Raw genomic sequence first — 23909 nt, forward strand, 5'->3', positions numbered from 1 at the left:
CGTTCCTGCGCTCCGCGCTCACACAGGCGCTTGCCTCGGCGATCCTCACAGAGGACTTCCCCACCGCACCCCATGACTTCCGCCCGTCTGCCGACTTCGTCCGACCAGTCCCGTCTCCCTGGACGTGTGATCGGTAACGGCGGAAGGCCGCACGGTGTGGGTCGAAGACAGCGCCTGGTGATGGGCCGGATCATGTTCGGCAAAACTTCGTGTTCGACGAGGAGCGCGCCGCGGAGGTCATGGAACTCAACGAGCGCGAGGCCGTCCACGACCACCGTCTCCTCGCCCAGGGCCTCGTCGTCCTCGCCCTGGTCATCGCCGGCTTCGTCCTGCACCCGGTAGGCGCCGCGGGACACGGGCGGCGGATGCGGGCACCGATCAACCGGGTCACGGCTGCTCTTCAGGGCGGGTGAGGGGCGCCACGCTGACGGCCAGGACGGCGGTGTCGTCGTCCACCCCGGCGCCCAGGGTGTCGAGGAGCGCGCGGATCGCGGTGACGGTGTGCTCGGCCGTGGTGGGGGCCAATGCGCGCCCGAAGGCGAGGAGAGCGTCGTCACCGTAACGGTCCGACCCCGTTGCGGCGGTGCGGGCATCGGTGAGGCCGTCGGTGTGCAGGAGCAGGGTGTCGCCCGGATCGAGGCGGACGGTGGTGGTGACTATGCGTGCATCGGGAAGGACGCCGACGAGCTGCCCACCGGGCGTGGGCAGGAAATCCGCGGTGCCGTCGGCACGCATCAGCAGGGCCGGTGGGTGACCTCCGCCGGCCAGGGTGATCCGGAACGCGCCCCGGTCGCCTTCGGGGGTCAGTACGCCGAAGAGCACGGTGCAGAACCGCGGGTCGTCGCCGTTGTACTGATGGTTGAGGACGGTGTTCAGGTTGCCCAGGACGGCGGCCGGGTCGGGATCGTAGACCGCGGCGGCACGCAAGGTGTAGCGGGCCAGGGAGGTGACGGCCGCGGCCGCTGCGCCTTTGCCGCACACGTCGCCCAGGAACAGGCCCCAGGTGCCGCCGGTGAGCGGGAACAGGTCGTAGAAGTCGCCGCCGACCTCGTCGATGGAGGCGATGTGGTAGTGCGCGGCCACGTCCAAGCCCGGCACGCTCGCCAGGACCGGTGGCAGCAGCGTCTGCTGGAGGGTGGCGGTCAGCTGCCGAAGGCGTTCGCGTTCGCGCTCCGACTCCCGGTGGGCCCGCAGCAGTTCTTCCTCGTAGGCGCGGCGGTCGCGGGCGTCGAAGACGGTGGTGCGGATCAGCAGCGGCTGCCCGTCGCTGTCGGACTTCACGGTCGAGGTCACCAGCACCGGGATCCGTCGGCCGTCGGCAGCCTTCAGTTCCAGGGCGATTCCGCTGATCTCGCCCTGCATGCGCAGCAGCGGTGCGAAGTGCGTCTCGTGGTAGAGCCGGCCGCCGACGGTGAGGAGGTCGGAGAACGTCCGCCGGCCCACCAGGTCTGCCTGCTGCTGGCCCAGCCAGTTCAGGAGGGTGGTGTTGATCTTGACGATCCGCCCGTCGAGCAGCGTGGACAGGTACCCGCACGGAGCGTTCTCGTACAGGTCCTCGGCGCTCTCCTCCAGCAGCGCGGAGAAGCTTCGGCCGTCGTCCGGGCGCGGGTCGGGATCGGGGTGCTCCTGGTCGGCGCCGGTGCGGACCATCACCGCAGGCCTCGCACGAACGCGGTGATCGCCTCGGCGGTCTCCTCGGGGGCGCTGAGCTGCGGGCAGTGTCCGGTGGCGTTCAGGGTGACGAGCCGGCTGCCCTCGATCCGGGACCGGACGTAGGGGCCGACCTCCGGTGGGGCGATGGCGTCGCTGGAGCACTGGGCGACCAGGGTGGGCACCGTCACCTGGGACAGGTCCGCGCGGTTGTCGGACAGGAAGGTCACGCGGGCGAAGACCCGCTGGATCGCCGGATCGGTGGCGCAGAAGCTGTTCGTCAGCTCCTCGCCCAGCTCCGGGCGCTCCGGGTTGCCCATGATGACCGGCGCCATCGCGCCCGACCAGCCGAGATAGTTCGCGTCCAGGGATTCGAGGAGCTCCTGGATGTCCTCTGCACTGAACCCGCCCCGGTAACCGGTGGCCGGGTCGTCGATGAAGCACGGTGAGGGAGCGAGCAGGACCAGGCCCGTGAAGTACCGGGGGCGGCGGACGGCGGCCAGCACCCCCATCATGGCGCTCACCGAGTGCCCCACGAAGGTCACCGGGCCCAGATCCAGCTCACGGCAGATCTCCAGCACGTCCTCCACGTAGCCGTCGAGGCTGGAGTACCGCTGCTCGCTCCAGGCCGACAGGTCCGAGCCGCCGGCGCCCACATGGTCGAAGAGCACCACCGTGAAGTGCCGTTCCAGGGCAGGCACCACCAGGCGCCACATGTTCTGGTCGCACCCGAACCCGTGGGCCAGGACCACCACCGGCCCGCCCTGCCGGCCGGACACCCTCACCCGGTTCCTGCGTCGCACGTCCATGTGGCACATCCTCGCAGAGGCCAAGGTCACCGCAGGAGGGTCACCCTGCTCAGGAGTGCATCTGCGCGCCCTTCAGAACCTTGTCGACCGCGTTGCGCGCCCCGTACACAGCAATCCCCACCAGATCGAGCTGGTCCTTGCCCACGGCTCGCACCGCCGCCCGGTTGTCCCGGTCGTTGCCCGTGCCGAAGAGGTCCGAGGTGAACACGGAACTGTGCATCGAGCGGGACTGCGCACGGTTGTGCGCGGCGGTCAGCGTTTCCTCCGTTCCATGGAAGACCAGCACGGGCTGGCGGAACATCGGCAGGTACACGGTCCCGTCGGCGTCCTCGTACGGTTCGCCGATCACCTCGGGCGATGCCGTGCCGAGACCGCTGACCAGGAAGGCGGTCACGTTCAGCCGCTGCCGTGCTCACGGCAGCCCCGGCCCGGGCGGCCACCCGTGCCAGGAGAAGCCAGGAGAAGCCAGGAGAAGCACCCCGAGCCGTTGCCCGCGGCCGGCGGCCCAACTCACGACAGCGCCCCGTGAGGGCACCACAGGACCATGCGGCGGGGTCAGTCGGGCCAGGTACCCGTCAGACGGCGGGTGCCGACGGCGCCGCCGCGGTCGATCGCGGCCCTGACCAGGGCGAAGACCGCCCCTTGCAGGGCCGCGGCCATGAGTACCTCGCGCCAGGTGCGGTCCCGGTCGGTGGCCTGCGGGGCGTCGTCCTCGTGCCCGAGGAGTGCCCACAGGCGTTTGAAGACACTGCTCGCGACCAGCCCGCCGAGAGCGCCGAACAACAGCCCGAGCGGCTTGTAGAGGATCCTGACCATCGTGAGCTCCTCGGTGCACCTGCATGGTCGCCGGGACCGGGCGACGTTGCACGTCTGCCCATGTCGCGTACGACCAATCGCCTCTGCGCCGGCCGGCGGACTTGTCAGTCGGCGAGGAGGTCGGCAAGGAACGGTCCGGACACGTCTCCCCTGCCCGGCGATGTGATGCCGGCTTGCGCCGGACATCACCGATGGGCGGGAGAACGACGGGAGGGGCGGCCTGCGTGCTGGGCAGGTGTGCCTTCGGCCGGCCCTGATGTCCCGTTCCTCCTTGAGGATGCGGTGCACCCATTCGACGGTCTCCTTCGCGTCATTCGCAGGGTGGCGCCGGCCGTCGCCCGGGCCGCCCGGGAGGTACGCCGGAGTCGTACCCTGGAAGGCCACCCGGCCGGAGTCGATCGCCAGGGGGTGTTGTCCGTGGCCCGTTCCCGTGACCTGCAGACGCTCATCGACACCGTGGAGGCGGTGCCCGGCGAGATGCTCCCCGTGCCGGGGCCGGTGGCTCGAAGGGCGCTCGCGGTGGTGGCCTCCTATGCCCGCGACGCCGACGACTGCCGCCAACTCCTTCAGGCCCTGGGCCTGATACCTGAGGACGGACAGGCGGGAGAGCGGTCGGTGGTGTCGACCCGGATCGAGGGCCCTGCTCCGACCGTCCCGGCGTCGGGCACAGGTCCCGGTTCGGCCCGGACCTCCGCCGACGAGCCGGCACCCCCGCAGCCGGACACCGCCGCCGCTCGGGACGGGCATGGGCGCCCGTAACGGCGCGGGCTCGAACTGCAGCTCCCCGCCGCCGCAGGTCCTGGGCCATCGCTTCCACCTGCTCAGACGCGGCCGGGTGATCGCCCGGTGCGATGCTCCTACCGGCTGCGAGGCCCTTGGGAGGAACCTCCCGCGGCGCCGGCCGGCCCGGTCCTGAGCGGCCCCGCGCCCTGCGGGGAGCAGTGACGGCCGGTACTGACACGGGGACGCAGACGGGGACACAGCAGCCCTGCGCGCCCGGTCGTCAGGGCGCCTCGGTGTCGGCCGCCGGCGGCTCCGGCTCCCCGCCCTCGGCCTTGGCCCGGACGTCCTTCGGGGTGGGCGCCACGACGTTCCGCTCCTCCGCGGACCGCTCCCGTCGCTGCGCGTCGGTGGCGGCTGCGGTGTCGTCCTTCTTCGGGGTGCTCATGTGCATCGCCTCTTCGTCGGTGCGGGCCGGGCCGGGCGCAATCGGGTGCCGCCGGTGCGGGGAAATCCGCAGGCACGCGTGTAGCGCGTACCCCGAACCCCGCTCCCGACACGACCGGGGCCTGCCGTGACCCGCTCAGTGGCCGCGGCGGACCACGGGACGGAGCAGGGCAAGGCGCTCGTCCTCGGCAAGACCGCCCCAAACTCCGTAGGGCTCCGCACACCGAGGCGTGGTCCCCGATCGCGCAGGGCAAGGCGCTCGACGCCCCCGTCATCAGCCGGATCGGTTGCCCTGCCTGTCGTGCCCCCGGCGATCCGCCGGAGCTCCCCACCACGGCGGCGGCAGTCCCGCAGCCGCGTGATCAGGGCGAGGCAGGCGGAGCGATCGGTTGGCTCCCGGCCGGGTGGGCAGACGAGTCGGGGGGCCACTTCACGAAGGAGGCCGTGCCGTGCAGGTCGACGAGAGGTTCGAGCTTCTGGGGATCTACCTCAACGATCATTTGATGGGGGCTTTCGGCGGAACGGAGTTGGCCCGCAGGATCGCCGCCGAACATCGGGACGGCGAGCTGCGGCGTCTGGCGGCCGACATCGCCGAGGACCGTGACGATCTGCTGCGCCTGATGCGTGAGCTGGGCGTCCCGGTACGCCGCTACCGACAGTGGCTCGGTGTCGCGGGCGAGCGGCTGGGCCGGGTCAAGTTGAACGGGCGCCTGTTCCGCCGGTCTCCGCTCAGCGACCTGTTGGAGCTGGAAGCCATGCGAGCCGGCGTCGAGGGCAAGACCGCCCTGTGGCGGGCCCTGCGGCCTCTCGCAGCCGACGGTGGGCCGCTCGACGCGGCCGAGCTGGACCGCCTCGCAGGCCGGGCCCGGGCTCAGGCCGAGGCTCTGGAGGTCCACCATGCCTCCGTGAGTGCCGGGCTCTTCCCGCCGGGCGCCGTCCGCGCGGTCCGGGCCGGGCACCTGGGCTCCGTGCGCCACTGAGCCGGCCCGCGACCCGCCTCCAAGCTGTCCGGCGCACGTTGCGTCCCGCCGAGCCGCGGTCCCACGCGAAAGGGCGCCGAGGGCGGCGTTGTGCGGCTGCACCGGTGCGGGCGGGCTCGGGATGGTCGCTCGGCTTGGTCGGATGCCCGAAGGGTCGCGGCCGGGTACGGTCGCGACCCTTCGAGCGGCCTGGCGGTGGCGGGGTCGGCGGGCCGCGACCAAGCGGAGCAGGACGCGGAGCGGAATCCGCGGCGCCTTCAGTGGCGTCGGGCGAACAGGCCGCGCAGGAGGGCTGCCGTGAGGACGGTCGCGGCGGCGGCCATCAGCAGCGGCGTGCGATTGGTGCGGGCCACGCCCACCGCGCGGGCGGCCTGCGAGCGCACCTGCGGCGAGGTGTGCTCGGCGGCGAGGTGCCCGGCGTGCGCCGCCGTCCCTCGGGCCCGGTCCGCCAGGTGTCCGGCGCGGTCCAGGACCTCCTGCGGGGCGTGGTCCCGCACGGTGTGGACGGTGTGGGCGACCGTGTCTCGTACCGCTGTGGCGGCGCTCGCGACGGCCCCCTGTGCCTGGTTCTTCACGGCTGTCCCCATTCGTCGGGCGGGCCGGGAGCGTGCTCCCGGCGGTTGAGTTCTCCGTGCTGCGGCGGCTACCCCGAGCGGCGCCGCGCATGCGTCAGGGTTCTTGTGCGGGACGGGCACGGGGTGTCCGCCTCCGGCGCGTCACGGTGCAGAACCGTGCTGCCGGACGCGCGGGGTTCGCCGGCACGACATCGCCGCTGATCCGCTCCCGGAGCCGGGGACATTCGACTTGGTGCCCGCCCGGCTCGCCGGTCCATGTGCCCGACCGGGAGCGGGCGTTGGCCATGATGGCGGCAGCGCCACGGCCCGGCGGGCGGCTGTTGGTCGAGGACGCTGACACCGCTCTGCAGCCGCTGGCACGCCTGGACGACAGCGGTCCCGCGCAGCGGCGGGCCAACCGGCTGCGCGAGGCGGTCCGGGAGCTGCTGACGCGCCTCGGGGCGGAACTTCGCCACGCGCTCCGGCGACACCGCCCGGGCGGCTGAGGTGATCCCGGGTCCGGACGGCGTGCGGGGGTAGCCTGCCGGTATGCGACATCATGATCTTGTCGTCCTGGGAGCCGGCTCCGGAAACGCGGTGATCGACGAGCGCTTCGCCGGCCTGGACGTCGCCGTCGTCAACGAGGGGCCCTTCGGCGGGACCTGCCTGAACCGGGGCTGCATTCCCAGCAAGATGCTCGCCCACACCGCGGAGGTCGCGGACACCGTGCGCGAGGCGGGCCGCTTCGACGTGGACGCCACCCTGGACGGCGTGCGCTGGACGGCGGTGCGCGACCGGGTCTTCGGGCGGCTCGACCAGGAGGCGGCCGACGGCGAGCGGGCCCGGCGCCGCTCCGGTCATGTCACCGTCCATCGCGGCCGGGCCCGCTTCACCGGGGAGCGCACGCTGGTGGTGGAGGGCGACGGGGGCGAGGTCCGGTTCAGCGCGGGGCAGGTCGTGGTGGCGGTCGGCAGCCGTCCCGTCGTCCCGCCGCCGGTGCGCGACAGCGGTCTGCCGTACGAGACCTCCGACACCGTGATGCGGCTGCCCGCCCCGCCCCGGCACCTGGCCGTGCTCGGCGGCGGGTACATCGCCGCCGAACTGGCCCAGGTCTTCCACTCGGCCGGCAGCCGGATCACGGTCGTCGAGAAGGAGGAGACGCTGCTCTCCGCCCAGGACGAGGCGGTGTCCGCGGCGTACACCCGCATCGCCCGCTCCCGCTTCGACGTCCGCACCGGAGTCGCGCTCAACCGGCTCGAAGGGGAGCCGGGGCGCCTGCGCCTGCTCCTGGACGACGGCTCCGTGGTCGAGGCCGACACCCTGCTCGTCGCGGTGGGCCGCACCCCCAACAGCGACACCCTCGACGCCGACCGGGCCGGCATCGCCCTGCACGACGACGGGCGCATCGTCGTGGACAGCCGGCAACGGACCACCGCGCCGGGCGTCTTCGCGCTCGGCGACGTGTGCACCCCCGTGCCGCTCAAGCACGTGGCGAACCGGGAGGCGCAGGTGGTCGCGCACAACCTGCTGCACCCCGGCGACCTGACCGCCACCAGCTACGAGGCCGTCCCCGCCGCGGTCTTCACCCGCCCGCAGATCGCCCAGGTCGGCCGTACCGAGCGGGAATGCCGGGACGAGGGGTTGAGCTACCGGACCGCCACCCGCCGGTACGCGGACGTCGCCTACGGATGGGCGCTGGAGGACACCACCGGTTTCTGCAAGGTGATCGCCGACCCGGGCACCCGCCGCCTGCTGGGCGCGCACATCCTCGGCCCGCAGGCGTCCACCCTGATCCAGCCGCTGGTCCTCGCGATGAGCCTGGGCATCGACGCGCCCACCCTGGCCGGGAGCCCGTACTGGATCCATCCCGCCCTGACCGAGGTGGTGGCCAACGCTCTGCTCGACCTGGACCTCTGACGCCCGACCTCTGATCTCCGACCTCTGACCCGCGACCTCTGATCCCCGACCTCTGATCCCCGGGAGTGGCCGGGCCCGCGGGCCGGGGGAGCGGCCGCCGCGCAGTTCGACGTCCGCCGGCGTCGGGCGAGCGCGATTGCGCTGCTCCGGCCCGGGTACGCGCGGAGTATGGGGACAGTTCATCAGGAAGTCGAGCGGAAGTACGACGGTCGGCCCAGGCGACTGCAGGCGTTGACGGTGCTCCCGGAGATCAGCGAGATCACCGAGCAGGAGACGGAGGACCTGGACGCGGTCTACTACGACACCCCGGATCTGCGGCTCCTGGCGTCAGGCTGCACACTGCGACGGCGTACCGGCGGCCACGACGCGGGCTGGCACCTGAAGGTCCCGTGCGACGACGGTGGGCGGACCGAGTTCGCCCTGCCGCCGGACGCCGGGGCCGGCGACGGCCCGCCCGAGGAATTCACCCTCCGAACCCGCGCCACGTCGCGGGGTGCGAGGCTCCACCCGGTGGCCCGTCTGCACACCCGGCGGGCCCGGGCGCTGCTGGTGGACGCGGACGGCCGGCCCCTGGCGGAACTCGCGCACGACGAGGTGTCCGCGCAGGTGCTCGACGCCGTCCCGGGCGGGCAGGGCCGTGCGCAGGAGCAGGAGCAGGCCGGTCCGGACGCCGGGGCCGCCGTGTGGACCGAGACCGAGGTGGAACTCGTGCGAGGTCCGCGCGATCTCCTCGACGCCGTGGACCAGGTGCTGCGGGACCAGGGACTCCGCCCGGCGGCGACGTCCACCAAGCTCGGCCGGCTTCTCGCCGACCGCCTGCCGCCGGGTCCGCGGCGGGCCGTACCTGCGGCTGGGTCCGTCGGCGAGGCACTGACCGCCTACCTGCGGGCACAGACGGCCCGCATCCGCGCACTGGACCCGGCCGTCCGCCTCGACGAACCCGACTCGGTGCACCGGATGCGGGTCGCCGTCCGACGGCTGCGCAGCGCCCTCACCGCCCACCACCGGCTCCTCGAACGCTCGGCCGTGGAGGACCTGGCGGAGGAACTTCGCTGGCTCGGCCACGTCCTGGGGGAGGCCCGCGACGCCGAGGTGCTGGGCGACCACCTGACCACCCAGGCCGACGCCCTGCCGCCCGAGGCCCGGCCCGACCGGGTCGCCGCCCGCATCGAAGCGTGGTTCGGCGAACGGTACGCCGAGGCCCACCGCAAGGCCGTCCGCAGCATGGACAGCCGCCGCTACTACGCCGTCCTGGACGCCCTGGCCGAGATCGACACGGCGCCGCCCCTGCGGGGGAAGGCCGGCCGGGGCCGCGCGGAAGTGCGCCGGGCGCTGCGGCGGGAGAAGCGGCGTACCGGGCGGCGGCTGGGCCGGGCCCTGGAGCGGCCGCCGGGGGACGAGCGGGACCAGGCCCTGCACCGTGCCCGCAAGGCTGCCAAGCGGGCCCGCTACACCGCGGAGAGCGTGGCACCGCTCGCCGGCTCGGCGGGCCGTCACTACGGCAAGCGGATGAAGAAGATCCAGAAGGCGCTCGGGGCGTACCAGGACGGCGTTGTCGCCGAGAAGGAGATGCTGCCGCTGGGCGCGGCGGCGGGCGGCACCGAGGGAGCGTTCGGGCTCGGCATGCTCTGCGCGATGCAGCGGCAGGGAGCCGGCGCCCACCTCGACCAGGCGCGGCACCACTGGGACCGCCTCGACCGCGCGTAGTACCGGACCCCGCCGGGTTGGCTCCCGAGAAGGTCGCCGGGGTCGGTGGTCCCTGCAGGGCGTCGCACCCCGGGCCGGGTGCGACGCCCGTGGAGGGTTCGGTGCAGGATGCTGACCGCGCGGGCGATGACGAGCAGTGAGGTGAGCAGGGCCGCGATGCTCTCGATGCTCATGAGGAGTTTGGCGCGGGTGGAGAGCGGCACGGTGTCGGTGGGGCTGAAGGCGGTGGAGTTGGTCACCGAGACGTAGAGGTAGTCCGGGAGGGTGGGTACCCAGTCGGAGGATCCGGAGGCGCCGTCGGCGACTTCCTGGACGGCGTCGTCGTTCTCGTCCTGGGAGAAGCGGAAGTCGGCCAGGGGTAGTTCGGCGCGGGGAGCCTGGGTTCGGGCGACGGGGCCGCCTCGGTCGAGTTCCCAGTAGGCGAGGCCGAAGACCTTTCGGGGCCGACGGAAATCCTCCTGTTCATCCGTCGCATGCGGGGTAGGCGCGCATCCACCGGGCCGTGGGTACTGGACCCGGCCCGCAGTCGTCGGAGTCGAAGGAGAGACCTCATGGACGCGATCGTGCTGCTCAAGGACGACCACAGGACGGTGGAGAAGCTGTTCAAGGAGTTCGAGAAGTCCGGTGACAGGGCGTACAAGCAGAAGCGGGACATCGCCGACAAGGTGGTCCAGGAACTCACGGTCCACACCTGGATCGAAGAGAAGATCTTCTACCCGGCGGCCCGGGCGGCCGTCCCGGAGACCGGCGACCACGTGCTGGAGAGCGTGGAGGAGCACCACGTAGTGCTCTGGATGCTGTCCGAACTCGCCGGCCTGGACCCGCAGGACGAGCGGTTCGACGCCAAGATGACCGTGCTGATCGAGAACGTGCGCCATCACGTCGAGGAGGAGGAGAAGGAGTGGTTCCCCGAGGTCCGCAAGGCCATGGGCCGAAACCGCCTCACCGAGCTCGGCGAACAGATGCGGACAGCGAGGACCGACGCGCCGCGCGACCCGCTCAAGGTCCCCAGCGCCCAGGACTGACGGATACCCCCGAAGCGCCCGGACGGCCGGACGGAGTACCTGGTGGTCGACACCGGGCCGTGGATCTTCGGCAAGCACGTCCTGCTGCCGGCCGGCACGGTCGTACGGGTCGACCGGGGAGACCGGAAGGTCTTCGTCGACCGCACCGAGGACGAGATCAGGAACAGTCCCGAGTACGACATCGACAAGCACGACCCGACCGACAGCGTCTACCGGGACGCCTACGTGAGTTACTACGGCCCGTACTACGGCGGGCCGATCTGACCGGACCTGACCTGACCTGCGAACGCCCACGGGCCGCCACGACGCGTGGCGGCCCGTACGCCGTTGCGGGAGAGGGGCGTTGGCGCCAGCCGGCCCCTGTGGTCCCGATGCCGGCGCGCGCATGGGTCGTGGTGGACGGGGCACAGGCAAGGCATGCCGAACACCTGTCCCGCACGCGCAGAACACCCGGTGGAGGCCGGCCCTCCTGGTGCCGGCGAGTCCTCCGAGAGCACAGTCACGGTGATCGTCGCGGGGCTGTGCAACCTCGGGATCAGCATCGCCAAGGCGGCGGCCGGTGTGATCGGCGGTTCCGGGGCGATGCTCTCCGAGGCGGCGCACTCGCTGGCCGACACCGTGACGGAGGTGCTGCTCTGTTTCAGCCTGAAACGCAGCAGCCGCCCGGCCGACGACGCCCACCCCTTCGGGTACAGCCGGGAGCGCTACGTCTGGGCGCTGCTGGCCTCCTTCGCGACGTTCGTCGGCGGCGCCGTCTTCTCGGTCAACGACGGCGTGCACACCCTGACCGGCGGCGGCAAGGACCCGGGCAGCCCGGTGCTCTCCTACGTGGTCCTCGGCATCGCCTTCGCCCTGGAATCGGTGTCGCTGGCCCGGACGGTCCGTCAGGTGCGCGGGGACGCCGGCCGGCTCGGCGTCTCGCAGCGCCGCTACCTGCGGCTGACGCCGGACACTGCCGTCAAGGCCGTCTACCTGGAGGATGTCGCCGCGTTGATCGGCCTGCTGCTCGCCTTCGGCGGCCTGCTGGGCTCCACGGCGACGGGCTCGGAGATCTGGGACGGTTGCGCCTCGCTGCTGATCGGGGCTCTGCTGGCCTGGGTCGCGGTGGTGCTCGCCCGCGCCAACGGCTCCCTGCTGATCGGTCGCTCGCTGCCGCAGTCCGTGGAGGAGCGGATCGTGGGTGCCCTGCGTGACCTGCCTCAGGTGCGGGAGGTGGTGGACCTGGTGACGTTGGTGCACGGCCCGCAGGACATTCTGGTCGCGGCGAAGGTCGCCTTCGAGTCGCCCGCGACGGCGCATGACGTCGAGCTGGCCTGCGAACGCGCCGAACAGGTGATCCGGGCGGCCTTCCCCGCGGTCTCACGGGTCTACCTGGACCCGACCCCCGGCCGCCGGGGCCCCGCCGGCCGGGAGGATCGGAGCGGCGGGAGCGGAAGCGGAAACACGGCCCGCCGGAGACGTGGGTGTTGAGCGGTCGGGTCGGTCGGGCTGGGCCGTCCGAGCGGCCTCGGGTGAGAGGCGGAGTGTCGGGCCCCGTCGGCGCCCTCCCCGTCCGTAGCGTGAACCTGCCCACCCGCCGCCGAGAGCAGGAGTGCGATGCCCAGGGGCCGAAGTCTCCGCACACGGTGGCTGAACGCCGCGGCCGCCCTGCCCGTGCTCGCCTCGGTCCTCACCGGCTGCGGGAGCAGCGGAGGCAGCGGCCCGGTGACCCTGAACTGGTACAACTTCCCGGACGACTCGGGCGCCTTGCAGCAGGCGGCGGACCGGTGCGGCCAGGCCTCGGGCGGCCGGTACGTGATCCAGTACAACAAGCTCCCGCGCACCGCCGACGGGCAGCGCCAGCAGTTGGTCCGGCGGCTGGCCGCGCACGACTCCGGGGTCGACATCATCGGCCTGGACGTCACCTGGCCCGCCGAGTTCGCCGAGGCCGGCTGGATCCGTGAGTGGACCGGGGCGATGAAGGAGCAGGCGACCGCCGACACGCTCCCGGCCGCCGTGCAGACTGCCACCTGGAAGGACAGGCTGTACGGCGCCCCCTACAACTCCAACACCCAACTGCTTTGGTACCGCGACGACCTGGTGGCGACCCCGCCGAGGAGCTGGCCGGAGATGCTGGCCCAGGCCGACGCGCTGGCGAAGGCCGGCAAGCCGCACTACGTCGAGATCCAGGGCGCGCAGTACGAGGGTCTGACGGTCTGGTTCAACACGCTGGTCACCAGCAGCGGGGGCTCCATCCTCACGCCGGACGCGCAGGCACCCTCCCTCGGTGCGCCGGCCGTGGCCGCCGCCGGGATCATGCGGGACACCGCCCGCTCCGCCGCCGCGGACCCGTCGCTGCCCAACCAGATGGAGGACCAGAACCGGCTGGCCATGGAGTCCGGCACGGCCGCCTTCGAGCTCAACTACCCCTTCGTCTACCCGTCGATGAAGGCCAACCAGCCGGAGCTGTTCCAGCACTTCAAGTGGGCGCCCTACCCGGGGGTCACCGCCGACCGGCCGGCCACGGTGACGATCGGCGGTATCGATCTCGCGGTGGGCGCGTACGGCAAGCACCCCGATCTCGCGTTCGAGGCCACCCTCTGCCTGCGGGACCGCGAGAACCAGCTGACGAACGCGCTCAAGGGCGGGCTGCCGCCCTCCCTGCGCAGCCTCTACCAGGCCGCCGAACTGACCGAGAGCTACCCCTTCGCCGCCGACGTGCTGGCCGCACTCGAAACGGCCAGCGTCCGACCGCAGACACCCGCCTACCAGAACGTGTCGATCGCGATCTCGCACACCCTCTCACCGCCGGCCGCGATCAAACCCGAGAGCACGGTCGCCGACCTCCGGGGGCAGATCGAGGACGCCCTCGGCTCCAAGGGGTTGATCCCGTGAGCACACGCACCTCCGCCGCGGCCGGGCGACGCGGCCGCCCCGCCCTGTCCGAGGGCGCCCGGCAGGAGCGCCGACTGGGCCTGCTGCTCTGCGCGCCCGCGGTGATCGTGATGGTCGCGGTCACCGCCTACCCCATCGGCTACGCGATCTACCTCTCGCTCCAGCGCTACGACCTGCGGTTCCCCGGTCAGGCCCGCTGGGTGGGCTTCAGCAACTACGGGGCCGTGCTGTCCTCGCCGTTCTGGTGGCAGGCGCTCTGGGTGACGGCGCTCATCACGGTGGTGTCGGTGGCGATCGAGCTGGTGCTCGGCCTTGCCCTGGCGCTGGTGATGCACCGGGCGATCTTCGGCCGTGGGACGGTCCGCACCGCGGTCCTGATCCCGTACGGCATCGTCACCGTGGTCGCGGCGTACTCCTGGCAGTACGCCTGGACCCCCGGCACCGGGTACCTGGCCGCACTGCTGCCCGCCGGCAGCGCGCCCCTGACCGACCAGTGGCAGGCGATCGGGCTGATCATCCTGGCCGAGGTGTGGAAGACCACCCCGTTCATGGCACTGCTGCTGCTGGCCGGACTCGCGCTCGTCCCGGGAGAGACGGTGCGGGCCGCGATGGTCGACGGCGCGACGTCCTGGCAACGGCTGCGGCTGGTGATCCTGCCGCTGATGAAGCCGGCCATTCTGGTCGCGCTCCTGTTCCGCACCCTGGACGCGTTCCGGATCTTCGACAACATCTACGTCCTGACCGGCGGCTCCAACGACACCGGATCAGTCTCCATCCTCGGCTACGACAACCTGTTCACCGCACTCAACCTGGGCATCGGGTCGGCGATCTCGGTGCTGATCTTCATCTGCGTGGCGGCCATCGCCTTCGTCTTCATCAAGATCTTCGGCGCGGCTGCGCCGGGCGGCGAACCGGAGCGGCGATGATGTCCCACCGCAGCAGGACCCTCACCGGCTGGGGCCTCGTCAACGTCGTGGTGGTGCTGTACGCGCTGTTCCCGGTGTGGTGGATCGTCGCCCTGTCGTTCAAGGACCCGAGCACGCTCACCGACGGCAACTTCATTCCCCGCAAATGGACCTGGGAGAACTACCACGGGATCTTCCAGACCTCGGAGTTCACCCGCGCCCTGATCAACTCGATCGGCATCGCGGTGATCGCCACCACGATCGCCGTGGTGCTGGGCACGATGGCCGCGTACGCGGTGGCCCGGCTGCGCTTCCCCGGGAAGCGGGCGCTGATCGGCATGTCGCTGCTGATCGCGATGTTCCCGCCGATCTCGTTGGTCTCACCGCTGTTCAACATCGAGCGCGTCCTGGGCATCTTCGACACCTGGATCGGGTTGATCATCCCGTACATGACCTTCTCGCTGCCGCTGGCGATCTACACCCTGTCCGCGTTCTTCCGCGAGATCCCGTGGGACCTGGAGAAGGCCGCCAAGGTGGACGGCGCCACCCCCTGGCAGGCGTTCCGGCTGGTGATCGCGCCGCTGGCCGCACCAGGCGTCTTCACCACCGGGATCCTGGTGTTCATCTTCTGCTGGAACGACTTCCTGTTCGCGATCTCGCTGACCTCCACCACCGCGGCACGCACCGTCCCGGCGGCGATCGCGTTCTTCACCGGCAGTTCGCAGTTCCAGCAGCCGACCGGCTCGATCGCCGCGGCCGCCGTGGTGATCACCGTACCGATCGTGATCTTCGTACTGCTGTTCCAGCGCCGCATCGTCGCCGGCCTCACCGCCGGCGCAGTCAAGGGATGAGCCCGCCCTCCCGGGCAGGCCAGGAAGGCAGACCGTGGCCGAGATCGTCCTCGACGGCATCACCAAGCGCTACCCGGACGGCGCCCTCGCAGTCCAAGACTTCAACCTCACCATCGCCGACGGCGAGTTCGTGATTCTGGTCGGCCCCTCCGGCTGCGGCAAGTCCACCACTCTGAACATGATCGCCGGACTCGAGGACATCACCGAGGGCACCCTGCGGATCGACGGCCAGGTCGTCAACGACCGCGCGCCCAAGGACCGTGACATCGCCATGGTGTTCCAGAGCTACGCCCTCTACCCGCACATGAACGTCCGCGACAACATGGGCTTCGCCCTACGGCTGGCCAAGACCGACAAGGCGGTGATCGACGCCAAGGTCGAGGAGGCCGCCCGGATCCTCGACCTCACCCAGCACCTCGACCGCAAACCCGCCAACCTCTCCGGCGGCCAGCGCCAGCGCGTCGCCATGGGCCGCGCCATCGTCCGGGACCCGAAGGCCTTCCTGATGGACGAGCCGCTCTCCAACCTCGACGCCAAGCTCCGCGTCCAGATGCGTACCCAGATCGCGGCCCTGCAGCGCAGACTGGGCACGACCACGGTCTACGTGACGCACGACCAGGTCGAGGCCATGACGCTGGGGGACCGGGTGGTGGTGATGCGCGGCGGAGTCGTCCAGCAGGTGGGCACGCCCCAGGACCTCTACGACGCACCCGTGAACCTCTTCGTCGCCGGGTTCATCGGCTCGCCCGGGATGAACTTCCTCGCCGCGACGCTCGAACAGGGCGCACTACGGACCTCCCTCGGCGACCTGGCGCTCGACGATCAGGTACGCCGCCGACTGGAGCGCCAGGACGCACCGCGCGACCTCATCGTCGGCATCCGGCCGGAGGACTTCGAGGACGCCGCCCTCGTCGACGAACGGCACGCCGGCCATACCTGCACGGCCACCGTGGACGTCCGGGAGTCCGTCGGCTCCGACGTCTACGTGCACTTCACCGAGGAGGGCGGGCCGGCCGGCTCGGACGACCTGGCCGAACTCGCGGCCGACTCCGGCCGGGCCGACACCGGAATGCAGGGCCACCGGATCGTCGCCCGGCTCAGCCCCTCCACGCATGCCGCCGAGGGAAGTCCCCTCGACCTGTGGCTCGACGTGTCCCGCATCCACGTCTTCGACCCCTCCTCGGGCGCCAATCTCACCCATCCGGAGCGGCAGGAGCGATAACGTACGCGGCCGCGACCGGGCTTGGCGCGCCGGCTCGGGGCGTGTCGACACAGGTGGCTTGCCGTCAGAGGCGGCCCTGCCCGGTCATGCGACGAGGCGCAGCCAGGCGGCGGCAAGTGCGGCGTGACCGGCAGGTGTCGGGTGGACGCCGTCCGCGGCCCAGTGCTCCGGCTCGGTGGCAGCGATGAGTTCGGCGAACATGCTGTCGGCGGTGAGCAGCTGGGCGTCGTACCTGCGGGCGAGCCGGCGGACGACCTGGATCTTCGGATCCAGATCCGCGCGCCACGCCTTTCGCTCCTCCGCTCCGACGCGCGCGGCGCCATCCTCGACGTCACCGCGGATCGGCAGGAGGAACGGCTCGATGAGGATCAGCTGCGTGCCCGCCTCGGCGAGGGGCGCGAGAAGACGGTGGTAACCGGCCTCGAACCGCTCCGGGGGGATGACGTACCCCTTCGGGTCGACCGTGTGCCAGCCCATGTCGTTGACCCCGACGAGGATCGACACCACGTCGGGGCTCGCGTCGAGCACGTCCGTCTGCCAGCGGGCTTCCAGATCCATCACCTTGTCGCCCGAATTCGCGCTGTTCAGCCAGGTCACAGGCCGGTCCGGGTGTCGGCGTACCCACTCCCCGGCGACGCGCAGCGGGTAGCCCCGGCCCAGCGCGTCCTCGCTCTCCCGCCGTCGGCAGTCGGTGATCGAGTCACCTGTGAACATCACGGTGGTTCCGGGGCGGAGTGTGATCGTCATGCTCGCTCCTTGGGTTCGGGCTCGGTGGAGGAGGGGGGTGGGTCGGGACCTTTCGACGAGGGCGGACCTCGCCGTCGTCGGGCCGTCGTCCCCGCCTGGCAGGCCGCCGTCACCGGCTCATACATCGCCGACAGGCCGCTCGTACCGTGGCGGCGGCACAGATTCCGCTCGGTGTCCCTCCGGGCAGGGCGGACCCGGGTCCCGGACTGTCGGATCCGTCGGCCGCAGAGCCTGGCAGGGGCTTCAGCGGTGGCCACCGCCATGGTCGGCGCGGTGCAGGAGCAGCCGGGGGAGGACCAGCCAGGTGGTCGCGAACCAGGCGAGGACGACGGCGCTGAGGGCCCAGGAGAGCGCCGTGTTGCCGGTGGCGGTCCGCAGGAGCAGCAGCAGCGCGCAGCCGATGGTCGGAGCAAGGAGAGCGAGACCGGTGGCGATGAGCTTGCCGGCGGCCCGGGTCAGCTGGGGCTTGAGGTTGCGCCCGGCGAGGAAGCGGTGGAAGGCGACCGGTGCGATGAGCGCGCCGGTGGCGCAGGCGCCTCGCCGGCGTCGGGCTGGTAGACGTCGTCGCCCCGGCCGTCGTCCGTCGCAGTCATGGCTGTGCCTCCCGTCGTGCGGATCTTCTTCCCACGCGTGTATCCGTTCCGGCGCGGACCATGCGTCCCGTCGCGACGCGGCGGTTGCGGTGTTCCGCTACCCGCTCACCCCTGTGGGTGGCGCACCTCGACCGGGCCGGCAGGGCGGACCGGGCGTTCGGTGGCCAGGGAGGACCGCCGTCCGGCCCCGGCCGGGGCAGCCGGTGACGGCTACGCCCGTCCGGCCCATCTTGCGCGGCGCGGCCGCGGTGGGGCGGGCAGCGTTGGAGCCATGGGAACTCTCATCGCGCGAATCCACGACGCCGCCGCGGCGGACGGCATCGGCAGCCGGCTCCTCAAGGCGCTGGACGCGCTGGGGGACGCCGAGGACCTGGACCGGATCGCCGAACCGCTGCAGCGCGTCGTCCAGGGCCTGCCCCTGGGACGCCTGCGTGGGGTGCTGCACGGCCGGCCCCTGGGACACCCGCTGCACCCGGCCCTCGTTCAACTGCCGCTCGGGGCCTGGGTGTCCGCCGCCGTCCTCGACGTCGTACCCGGCTCGGAGCGCGCCGCCGAGGTACTGGTCGCGGTGGGCGTGGTGGCCGCCGCCCCGGCTGCCTGGACGGGTTGGGTCGACTGGGCGGAGCAGCACGAGCAGCAGATGCGCACCGGTCTGCTGCACGCGGCGTCGATGGCGGTCGCCGTGGCCCTGCACGGTGCCTCATGGGTGGCGCGCTCGCGCGACAGTCACCGGTTGGGGCGTGCCTTGGGACTGGCCGGGCTCGCGGCGGTGAGCTGCGGGGCGGCGCTCGGCGGGCACCTCGCCTATCGGCAGGCCGCCGGGGCGAACAAGGCGGAGCCCGTCGCGCACCTGGTCGAGCCCGGCTGGCACACGCTCGGGCGCACCGCGGATTTCCCCGTCGGCGAGGCGGCGCGCCGGACGATCGGAGAGGTGGCCGTGTTGGTGGTGCGGGAGGCCGAGGAGGTGTTCCACGTCCTGGCCGACCGGTGCAGCCACGCCTCCGGCCCGCTCTCGCAGGGCAAGGTCGCGGACGGCTGCGTGACCTGCCCCTGGCACGGCAGTGTCTTCCGCCTCACCGACGGTTGGAACGTCGACGGACCCGCCACCGCCCCGCAGCCCAAATTCGTCACCCGCACCGACGACCAGGGCAATCTGCAGGCACGTCTGCCCGGGGCCGGCTGAACCGGCCGCCCGCCGACCCCGGAGCGCCCGTTCAGATCTCCCGGAGCGCCGGCAACAGGGTCGCCTCCGCCCATGCCAGGAAAGGCCGTTGAGCGTCGCCGCCGATCTGGATCAGCGCGACCTCGGTGAACCCGGCGTCCTGGTAGGCACGGACCGCGTCCACGAACGCGGGGAGATCGTCGCCGCACGGGATGGAGCGTGCCACGTCCTGCGGCCGGACGAACCGGCTCGCCGCGGCGGACGCGGCCGGGCCGGGGAGTTCGGCGTCGACCTTCCAGCCACCTCCGAACCGGCGGAACTGGTCATGGACCCGGGCGACGGCGGCCTCCCGGTCCCGGTCGAAACAGACCGGCACCTGGCCGACCCCATGCCGCGCGCCTGCCCGTGCGGGTGCGACCGAAACGGCCTGCGGGCCGGCCGCAACGGTACGGCCGGGTCGGCTGTGGGAGGCAGGCGTCCTCAGCGCCCGAAATGCAGGCGCCGGTGCCGCGGGACCCGGCCGGACCGTGAGGGCGAGGCGCCCGTCTCCTCGATAGGCGCAACGACCCCTCGGCGGTCGTCCGCGAGGCCCGTGTACTGGCCCTGGCCCGGCAGGGCCGTCCCGGCGGCCCGTTCGGCCCGGTAGCTCCGCAGCTCCTTGGACCGGCGACGCCGGAGAATCCCGCCGCCCGTGGCGAGCAGCAGCCCGAGGCAGAAGACCAGGGCCAGCGCGATACCGGCCAGGAAGATCCCCAGGCTGTTCAAGGTGGCCAGATCGTTGCCGAACATGGCGACGGTGTAGTCAGGGCCTCCGCCGAGGTTCTCGGCGATCAGCAGGCCGACGAAGGCGCCGCTGGCGCCGAGGAGCAGCAGTCCGAACAGAAACATGGGTCTCCCTCTCGCTGGGTCGGGTGCACCGGGGCCGCCGGGCGGTCAGGCCCCCGGTCCTTCTCGCCTGTCCTCGTCGTGGTGGTCGGGGGCCCGCCTCCCGTCCAGGTGGCCTCAGCCTTGGCCGTACGCGTCGGTCAGCACCGGAAGCCGCGCTCCGCAGCCTCGGCACCCCACACCGGCGGGCGCCTGCTTGTACACCGCTCCGGCCACGCCGAGGGAGCCCTCGAGCCGTCGCGAGCCGCAGTACGGGCACGCGCGCGGTTCGAAGGCGCGGTCGCACTGCTGGCACCGGTGCGAGCGCCAGCCCTCAGGGGTCGCCAGCCGTACCGTGTCGGAACTGCCGCAGGCCGGACAGTCGACGTCGTCCACCACTGTGAGCTTCCCCTCTTTCGTCCGTCCGTCCGTCCGTCCGTCCGCCCGTCCGCCCGTCCGCCCGTCGCCGGAGGCGGCCTGCCGCACTCGGCCGGGGCCGTCGGACGACCCCATGGTCAGGCCCGACGTCGCCCGCCCGGCGGGGTCCGGCGTGGCCGCCCGCCCGCCTCCGGTTCGTCACGCGTCTGCCCCCTTCTTCGGCGCTCACACGCGGGGGGTGGCGGGCGGAGCGTTTCCGGCCGGCCCCCGGGGGCAGGTGCGACATGGCCCGTGGCGGAGCTGCTCGGACGCCTCGGACACGTCGGCGTCGCCCAGCGCTTCGACGCAGGCCCGTCGATTCGGTCCACGCCCGTCGATCACCAGGTCCGCACCCGTCGATCACCAGGGAGACCCGGATGTCCACCTCAGAATTCGCTCCACGACGCCCACCGCTCACGCTCGGTGTCGAGGAGGAGTTCCTGCTGGCGGACCGGCGAACCCGGGTGACGGTCCCCCGCGCGGGCGAGGTCATCGCGGACGTGGAGACGGTGCTCGGGCCACAGGTGCAGAGCGAATTCTTCGCCACCCAGGTGGAGGTGTGCACGGAACCGGTGGCCACCGCAGGTGAGCTGCGCCGGCAACTGCTGCACGGCCGGCGGGTGACCGCGGCGGCGGCACGGCGTGCCGACTGCCTGCTGGTCGCCTCGGCCAGCGGGATCCTGAGCTGCCGGCCGATGCGGATCACCGACGGCGACCGCTATCGGAGGATCGCCGGACTCGTCGGTCCGCTGGCCACCGGAGCGGGCGAACTGGGCGGCTGCCATGTCCATCTCGGCACCCTCAGCAGGGCCGACGCGCTGCTGTTGAGCGGGCGGCTGCGGCCGTGGTTGCCGGTGTTCCAGGCGTTGACGGTCAACTCTCCCTTCGCGGGCGGGTTGAACCGCAACTGCGCGAGTTGGCGGTCCCTGCGGTACGCGCGTTGGCCCACCGTCGGGCCCGCGCCGGTGCTGGACGAGCGGGGTTACGACGAGCTGGCCGACCGCCTCGTCGCGCAGGGAACGGTCCTGGACCGGCGGATGATCTACTGGTACGCCCGGCCGTCCGAGCACCTGCCGACCCTGGAGATCCGGGTGGCCGACGTCAACGCAGGAGTGGACACCACCCTGTTACTGGCGCTGCTGCTCCGCGGCCTGGCCGCCGTGCTCCTCGACGAGGCGGACCGGGGAGTCCCGGGGCCGGTGGTCAGCGATTCGCAACTGACCGGCGCCCACCGGCAGGCGGCCCTGTACGGACTGCGCGGTACGGGGGTCGGCCCGGACGGCGTCGCCCGGCCGATGCTCCAGCTGCTGGGTGAACTCCTACGGCGCGGCGCTCCAGGGCTGGCGGCGACGGGCGACCTCGAACAGGTCAAGTCGCTGCTCGGCGGGCTGCTGGCCGCCGGGACGGGGGCGGAGCGCCAGCAGGCCGTCCGGCGTCGCCACGGGTCCCTCACCGAGGTCGTCGACGACCTCGCGGCCCTGACCGTCCACGCGGGCTGACCTGACCGTCCACGCGGGCTGAGGAGCGGCCGACTTCGCGGAGCCCGCACCCGTCCGCTCCGGCCGGTGAGCCGCCCGGCCTCGCCGGGGCCGTCCGTCGGGCAGTACGAGCGCGGGGCCCGTATCGCGTGTACGGCCTCGCCGCCGGGGCCGTCCGTCGGGCAGTACGAGCGCGGGGCCCGTATCGCGTGTACGGCCTCGCCGCCGGGGGCGTCCGGTGCCCGGAGCCCCGGGCGGGCAGGGGAGCGGCGGAGCCGCCGTACGCTCCGTCGCCCGGCAATCCCGCGATGGGCCTCGCGAGGCGGCGCGGATCCAGCGTGTGCCTGGCGGGCGTGCCGTCGGACGCACCGTGTCCGGACGGCGTCTCCCGGCCTCAGGTCGCGGCCGGGGCGAGGTCGACCTGCCGGGTCGTGGTGTTCACCGGCCCGCTGGCGGACCGCGTCGGCAGGGCGCTCGGTCTGGGGGACACCGCGCTGACGGTCTGGGCCGTCGCCAAGTGGCCGGTCCTGGTGCTGCTGGTCACCCTCATGATCGCCGTTCTCCACTGGGCCGCACCCAATGTCCGCAACCGCGGATTCCGCTGGATCTCCCCGGGCAGTCTGCCGGCGGTCGCGCTCTGGATGGCAGCCTCCGCCAGGTTCGCCCTGTACGTCGCGAACTTCTCGTCGTACAACAAGACGTACGGCACCCTGGCGGGAGTCGTCGTTCTCCTCGTCTGGTTGTGGATCTCCAACCTTTGGTTGTGGATCTCCAACCTTGCCATTCTGCCGGGCCCGGAGTTCGACGCCGAGCTGTCCCGCGAACGCGCCGTCGAGGGCGGTCTGCCGAAGGACGAGGAGCCGTACGTCCGGCCCCGCGACACCCGGACGTGGCCCGAGGACGAGCAGCCCTGATCCGCCCGACCCTTTTGTGCGCCCCGCCACGGGTGGGGCGACCCCGGCGTCCGACGCCGCGGACACGGTAAGTGATAGGGAGAAGACATGACGCTCTCGCACCCCGCTGAACGCGGTGACGGCAGGCGCGGCCGGTTCGAGCGGCTCGCCGAAGCGGCCTCCAACCTCACCAGCTCGCCCGCGTTCTCCGTGTTCTGCGTCCTGCTGGTGGCCGCCTTCTTCGCCGTCCACGCGGCCGGCCTGTCCGCGGAGTGGCAGATCCTGGTGGGCGACACCATGACCGCGGTCACCCTGCTGCTGCTGGCGCTGCTCAAGAACGCCGAGCGCCGCGCCGAACACGCCCTCCAGCGCAAACTCGACGCGATCGCGGCCGCCCTGCTCGAACAGCACGAGGGGCACCCGGGCGAGGCGCACGAGGAGCTCCGTAAGGCGATCCGGATGGAGGAGCGGCTCTGAGCACGCCGCCCCGGCCCGCCGCACCGCCCCTTCGGCCCGCGATCCGCCTGACACCCCGGCACCGGCCGGACGGCGGCGCGCGCCCGGCCGCCGGGACCCGAGCTTTCGAGGAGGAACCCGGATGAGCACGGTGAAGGAATCGGTCGAGCTGGACGTGCCCCTGCACACCGCCTACCACCAGTGGACGCAGTTCGAGGAGTTCCCGAAGTTCATGGAGGGCGTCGACGAGGTCGTCCAGCTGGACGAGCGCCGTAGCCACTGGCGGACCAGCATCGCCGGGCGTCAGCCGTGAGTTCGACACCGAGATCGTCGATCAACTGCCGGACGAGCGGGTGGCTTGGCGGACCACCGTCGTGCTCGCGAGTTCCGCGTCGGCCCGCGAACTGGCGGTGTTGCGGCGGGTGCTGGACTGCGACGAGGTACTCGCGGCAGCTACCGCCGCGTCCGATTTCCTGTTCCGGGCACAGGTTGGGGCGGGACCGATCGATCCGATCGGTCCCGCCCCAACCTGTGTACTACTGCCTCAGTGCTTGGTGGCGTCCTTGAGCTTCTCACCGGCCTGCTTCACGTCCGCCTTGATCTGGTCGCCCTTCCCGGAGATCTCCGTCGAGCGGTCGCCGGTCGCCTTTCCTGCGGCCTCCTTGGCCTTCCCCTTCGCCGATTCGGCAGCGTTTTCGATCTTGTCCTTCGCGCCCATTCCGACCAACCTTCTCAGTGTTTTCCGTGTACGTTCTTGTGTTCCGTATGCGCCTTGCGGTCGACATGCGTCTTGTAGTCGACTTCCATGGACGCCGGGTGCCG

The 23909-nt window shown here is 72.2% G+C and carries 25 protein-coding genes and 5 pseudogenes; 19 read left to right on the top strand and 11 right to left on the bottom strand.

Features of this window, described 5'->3' with window-relative positions; all coding sequences use genetic code 11:
- Window positions 1-209: 209 nt before the first annotated feature.
- Window positions 210-413: a hypothetical protein gene (locus tag OG689_RS39215; protein WP_266326544.1), complete on the top strand. Its 204-nt coding sequence runs from the start codon at window positions 210-212 to the stop codon at window positions 411-413.
- On the opposite strand, the gene OG689_RS39220 is transcribed toward OG689_RS39215, so the two are convergent.
- From OG689_RS39220 to OG689_RS39235, 4 genes are all read right to left on the bottom strand, one after another.
- A complete protein-coding gene (locus OG689_RS39220; protein ID WP_266326546.1) occupies window positions 388-1650 on the bottom strand; it encodes a SpoIIE family protein phosphatase in 1263 nt (420 codons plus the stop codon). The two genes, OG689_RS39215 and OG689_RS39220, sit on opposite strands and share 26 nt — an antisense overlap.
- Window positions 1650-2459, bottom strand: coding sequence for an alpha/beta fold hydrolase (locus tag OG689_RS39225; RefSeq protein WP_266326548.1), 810 nt, complete (start codon window positions 2457-2459; stop codon window positions 1650-1652). The genes OG689_RS39220 and OG689_RS39225 overlap by 1 nt, the downstream gene beginning before the upstream one ends.
- 49 nt (window positions 2460-2508) lie before the next feature.
- Complete coding sequence (locus OG689_RS39230) at window positions 2509-2859, bottom strand: DUF2000 domain-containing protein (protein WP_266327756.1); 351 nt, start codon at window positions 2857-2859, stop codon at window positions 2509-2511.
- A 155-nt stretch (window positions 2860-3014) separates the two neighbouring features.
- Window positions 3015-3275: a DUF4235 domain-containing protein gene (locus tag OG689_RS39235; RefSeq protein ID WP_266326550.1), complete on the bottom strand. Its 261-nt coding sequence runs from the start codon at window positions 3273-3275 to the stop codon at window positions 3015-3017.
- A 417-nt stretch (window positions 3276-3692) separates the two neighbouring features.
- Between OG689_RS39235 and OG689_RS39240 the strand changes: the two genes are divergently transcribed.
- Window positions 3693-4034: a hypothetical protein gene (locus OG689_RS39240; protein WP_266326552.1), complete on the top strand. Its 342-nt coding sequence runs from the start codon at window positions 3693-3695 to the stop codon at window positions 4032-4034.
- Between the two features lie 244 nt (window positions 4035-4278).
- On the opposite strand, the gene OG689_RS39245 is transcribed toward OG689_RS39240, so the two are convergent.
- Window positions 4279-4443, bottom strand: coding sequence for a hypothetical protein (locus tag OG689_RS39245; RefSeq protein WP_266326554.1), 165 nt, complete (start codon window positions 4441-4443; stop codon window positions 4279-4281).
- Window positions 4444-4891: 448 nt separating this feature from the next.
- Between OG689_RS39245 and OG689_RS39250 the strand changes: the two genes are divergently transcribed.
- Window positions 4892-5422: a hypothetical protein gene (locus OG689_RS39250; RefSeq protein ID WP_266326556.1), complete on the top strand. Its 531-nt coding sequence runs from the start codon at window positions 4892-4894 to the stop codon at window positions 5420-5422.
- A 257-nt stretch (window positions 5423-5679) separates the two neighbouring features.
- On the opposite strand, the gene OG689_RS39255 is transcribed toward OG689_RS39250, so the two are convergent.
- Window positions 5680-5997, bottom strand: a complete 318-nt coding sequence (locus OG689_RS39255; protein WP_266326558.1) for a hypothetical protein — start codon at window positions 5995-5997, stop codon at window positions 5680-5682.
- 175 nt (window positions 5998-6172) lie between these two features.
- Here OG689_RS39255 and OG689_RS39260 point away from each other — a divergent pair.
- The 11 genes and pseudogenes from OG689_RS39260 to OG689_RS39310 all read left to right on the top strand — a co-directional run.
- A pseudogene (locus tag OG689_RS39260) lies at window positions 6173-6452 on the top strand (methyltransferase domain-containing protein); the annotation flags it as partial.
- A 73-nt stretch (window positions 6453-6525) separates the two neighbouring features.
- Window positions 6526-7893, top strand: coding sequence for a mycothione reductase (locus OG689_RS39265; RefSeq protein ID WP_266326560.1), 1368 nt, complete (start codon window positions 6526-6528; stop codon window positions 7891-7893).
- Window positions 7894-8061: 168 nt separating this feature from the next.
- Window positions 8062-9600: a CYTH and CHAD domain-containing protein gene (locus tag OG689_RS39270; RefSeq protein WP_266326562.1), complete on the top strand. Its 1539-nt coding sequence runs from the start codon at window positions 8062-8064 to the stop codon at window positions 9598-9600.
- Window positions 9601-9726: 126 nt separating this feature from the next.
- A complete protein-coding gene (locus OG689_RS39275; protein WP_266326564.1) occupies window positions 9727-9849 on the top strand; it encodes a hypothetical protein in 123 nt (40 codons plus the stop codon).
- Window positions 9850-10151: 302 nt separating this feature from the next.
- Entirely contained in the window at window positions 10152-10625 is a 474-nt protein-coding gene (locus tag OG689_RS39280) for a hemerythrin domain-containing protein (RefSeq protein WP_266326566.1), read from the top strand.
- A gap of 30 nt (window positions 10626-10655) precedes the next feature.
- A pseudogene (locus OG689_RS39285) lies at window positions 10656-10889 on the top strand (PRC-barrel domain containing protein); the annotation flags it as partial.
- Between the two features lie 153 nt (window positions 10890-11042).
- The gene (locus OG689_RS39290) at window positions 11043-12095 is read left to right on the top strand and encodes a cation diffusion facilitator family transporter (RefSeq protein ID WP_266326568.1); all 1053 of its coding nucleotides are present in this window, start codon (window positions 11043-11045) and stop codon (window positions 12093-12095) included.
- A gap of 126 nt (window positions 12096-12221) precedes the next feature.
- Window positions 12222-13499, top strand: coding sequence for an ABC transporter substrate-binding protein (locus tag OG689_RS39295; RefSeq protein WP_266326570.1), 1278 nt, complete (start codon window positions 12222-12224; stop codon window positions 13497-13499).
- Window positions 13496-14425: a carbohydrate ABC transporter permease gene (locus OG689_RS39300; RefSeq protein ID WP_266326572.1), complete on the top strand. Its 930-nt coding sequence runs from the start codon at window positions 13496-13498 to the stop codon at window positions 14423-14425. The genes OG689_RS39295 and OG689_RS39300 overlap by 4 nt, the downstream gene beginning before the upstream one ends.
- Window positions 14425-15255 carry a carbohydrate ABC transporter permease gene (locus OG689_RS39305; protein ID WP_266327758.1) on the top strand — a complete coding sequence of 277 codons (831 nt, stop codon included), beginning with the start codon at window positions 14425-14427 and terminating at the stop codon, window positions 15253-15255. The genes OG689_RS39300 and OG689_RS39305 overlap by 1 nt, the downstream gene beginning before the upstream one ends.
- A 34-nt stretch (window positions 15256-15289) precedes the next feature.
- Window positions 15290-16477 carry a sn-glycerol-3-phosphate ABC transporter ATP-binding protein UgpC gene (locus OG689_RS39310; protein WP_266326574.1) on the top strand — a complete coding sequence of 396 codons (1188 nt, stop codon included), beginning with the start codon at window positions 15290-15292 and terminating at the stop codon, window positions 16475-16477.
- 84 nt (window positions 16478-16561) lie between these two features.
- Here the strand turns inward: OG689_RS39310 and OG689_RS39315 are convergent, their stop codons facing one another.
- Both OG689_RS39315 and OG689_RS39320 read right to left on the bottom strand, forming a co-directional pair.
- Complete coding sequence (locus tag OG689_RS39315) at window positions 16562-17224, bottom strand: SGNH/GDSL hydrolase family protein (RefSeq protein ID WP_266326576.1); 663 nt, start codon at window positions 17222-17224, stop codon at window positions 16562-16564.
- A 243-nt stretch (window positions 17225-17467) separates the two neighbouring features.
- Window positions 17468-17860, bottom strand: a complete 393-nt coding sequence (locus tag OG689_RS39320) for a DUF6328 family protein (protein WP_323189398.1) — start codon at window positions 17858-17860, stop codon at window positions 17468-17470.
- A 228-nt stretch (window positions 17861-18088) separates the two neighbouring features.
- Here OG689_RS39320 and OG689_RS39325 point away from each other — a divergent pair, with 228 nt between their 5' ends.
- Window positions 18089-19000, top strand: a complete 912-nt coding sequence (locus tag OG689_RS39325) for a Rieske 2Fe-2S domain-containing protein (RefSeq protein WP_266326578.1) — start codon at window positions 18089-18091, stop codon at window positions 18998-19000.
- A gap of 31 nt (window positions 19001-19031) precedes the next feature.
- On the opposite strand, the pseudogene OG689_RS39330 reads toward OG689_RS39325, so the two are convergent.
- Window positions 19032-19364 (bottom strand): annotated as a pseudogene (locus OG689_RS39330) (LLM class F420-dependent oxidoreductase); the annotation flags it as partial.
- Between the two features lie 95 nt (window positions 19365-19459).
- Window positions 19460-19867: a hypothetical protein gene (locus OG689_RS39335; protein ID WP_266326580.1), complete on the bottom strand. Its 408-nt coding sequence runs from the start codon at window positions 19865-19867 to the stop codon at window positions 19460-19462.
- A 770-nt stretch (window positions 19868-20637) separates the two neighbouring features.
- Here OG689_RS39335 and OG689_RS39340 point away from each other — a divergent pair.
- The 4 genes and pseudogenes from OG689_RS39340 to OG689_RS39355 form a co-directional block, all read left to right on the top strand.
- Window positions 20638-21759, top strand: a complete 1122-nt coding sequence (locus OG689_RS39340) for a YbdK family carboxylate-amine ligase (protein WP_266326582.1) — start codon at window positions 20638-20640, stop codon at window positions 21757-21759.
- A gap of 407 nt (window positions 21760-22166) precedes the next feature.
- A pseudogene (locus tag OG689_RS39345) lies at window positions 22167-22652 on the top strand (YihY/virulence factor BrkB family protein); the annotation flags it as partial.
- A gap of 87 nt (window positions 22653-22739) precedes the next feature.
- Window positions 22740-23108 carry a low affinity iron permease family protein gene (locus tag OG689_RS39350; RefSeq protein ID WP_266326584.1) on the top strand — a complete coding sequence of 123 codons (369 nt, stop codon included), beginning with the start codon at window positions 22740-22742 and terminating at the stop codon, window positions 23106-23108.
- A gap of 121 nt (window positions 23109-23229) precedes the next feature.
- Window positions 23230-23458, top strand: a pseudogene (locus tag OG689_RS39355) (SRPBCC family protein); the annotation flags it as partial.
- 173 nt (window positions 23459-23631) lie between these two features.
- Here the strand turns inward: OG689_RS39355 and OG689_RS39360 are convergent.
- A complete protein-coding gene (locus OG689_RS39360; RefSeq protein ID WP_266326586.1) occupies window positions 23632-23805 on the bottom strand; it encodes a CsbD family protein in 174 nt (57 codons plus the stop codon).
- Window positions 23806-23909 lie beyond the last annotated feature (104 nt).

Source organism: Kitasatospora sp. NBC_00240, assembly GCF_026342405.1.
In the GTDB taxonomy this organism is placed as follows: Bacteria; Actinomycetota; Actinomycetes; order Streptomycetales; family Streptomycetaceae; genus Kitasatospora.

Coding starts and splice junctions, on each gene's coding strand:
- OG689_RS39220 (WP_266326546.1), bottom strand. CDS start 1,650: ATGGTCCGCACCGGCGCCGACCAGGAGCACCCCGATCCCGACCCGCGC.
- OG689_RS39225 (WP_266326548.1), bottom strand. CDS start 2,459: ATGGACGTGCGACGCAGGAACCGGGTGAGGGTGTCCGGCCGGCAGGGC.
- OG689_RS39235 (WP_266326550.1), bottom strand. CDS start 3,275: ATGGTCAGGATCCTCTACAAGCCGCTCGGGCTGTTGTTCGGCGCTCTC.
- OG689_RS39245 (WP_266326554.1), bottom strand. CDS start 4,443: ATGAGCACCCCGAAGAAGGACGACACCGCAGCCGCCACCGACGCGCAG.
- OG689_RS39265 (WP_266326560.1), top strand. CDS start 6,526: ATGCGACATCATGATCTTGTCGTCCTGGGAGCCGGCTCCGGAAACGCG.
- OG689_RS39270 (WP_266326562.1), top strand. CDS start 8,062: ATGGGGACAGTTCATCAGGAAGTCGAGCGGAAGTACGACGGTCGGCCC.
- OG689_RS39275 (WP_266326564.1), top strand. CDS start 9,727: ATGACGAGCAGTGAGGTGAGCAGGGCCGCGATGCTCTCGATGCTCATG.
- OG689_RS39280 (WP_266326566.1), top strand. CDS start 10,152: ATGGACGCGATCGTGCTGCTCAAGGACGACCACAGGACGGTGGAGAAG.
- OG689_RS39290 (WP_266326568.1), top strand. CDS start 11,043: ATGCCGAACACCTGTCCCGCACGCGCAGAACACCCGGTGGAGGCCGGC.
- OG689_RS39295 (WP_266326570.1), top strand. CDS start 12,222: ATGCCCAGGGGCCGAAGTCTCCGCACACGGTGGCTGAACGCCGCGGCC.
- OG689_RS39305 (WP_266327758.1), top strand. CDS start 14,425: ATGTCCCACCGCAGCAGGACCCTCACCGGCTGGGGCCTCGTCAACGTC.
- OG689_RS39315 (WP_266326576.1), bottom strand. CDS start 17,224: ATGACGATCACACTCCGCCCCGGAACCACCGTGATGTTCACAGGTGAC.
- OG689_RS39325 (WP_266326578.1), top strand. CDS start 18,089: ATGGGAACTCTCATCGCGCGAATCCACGACGCCGCCGCGGCGGACGGC.
- OG689_RS39335 (WP_266326580.1), bottom strand. CDS start 19,867: ATGTTTCTGTTCGGACTGCTGCTCCTCGGCGCCAGCGGCGCCTTCGTC.
- OG689_RS39340 (WP_266326582.1), top strand. CDS start 20,638: ATGTCCACCTCAGAATTCGCTCCACGACGCCCACCGCTCACGCTCGGT.
- OG689_RS39350 (WP_266326584.1), top strand. CDS start 22,740: ATGACGCTCTCGCACCCCGCTGAACGCGGTGACGGCAGGCGCGGCCGG.
- OG689_RS39360 (WP_266326586.1), bottom strand. CDS start 23,805: ATGGGCGCGAAGGACAAGATCGAAAACGCTGCCGAATCGGCGAAGGGG.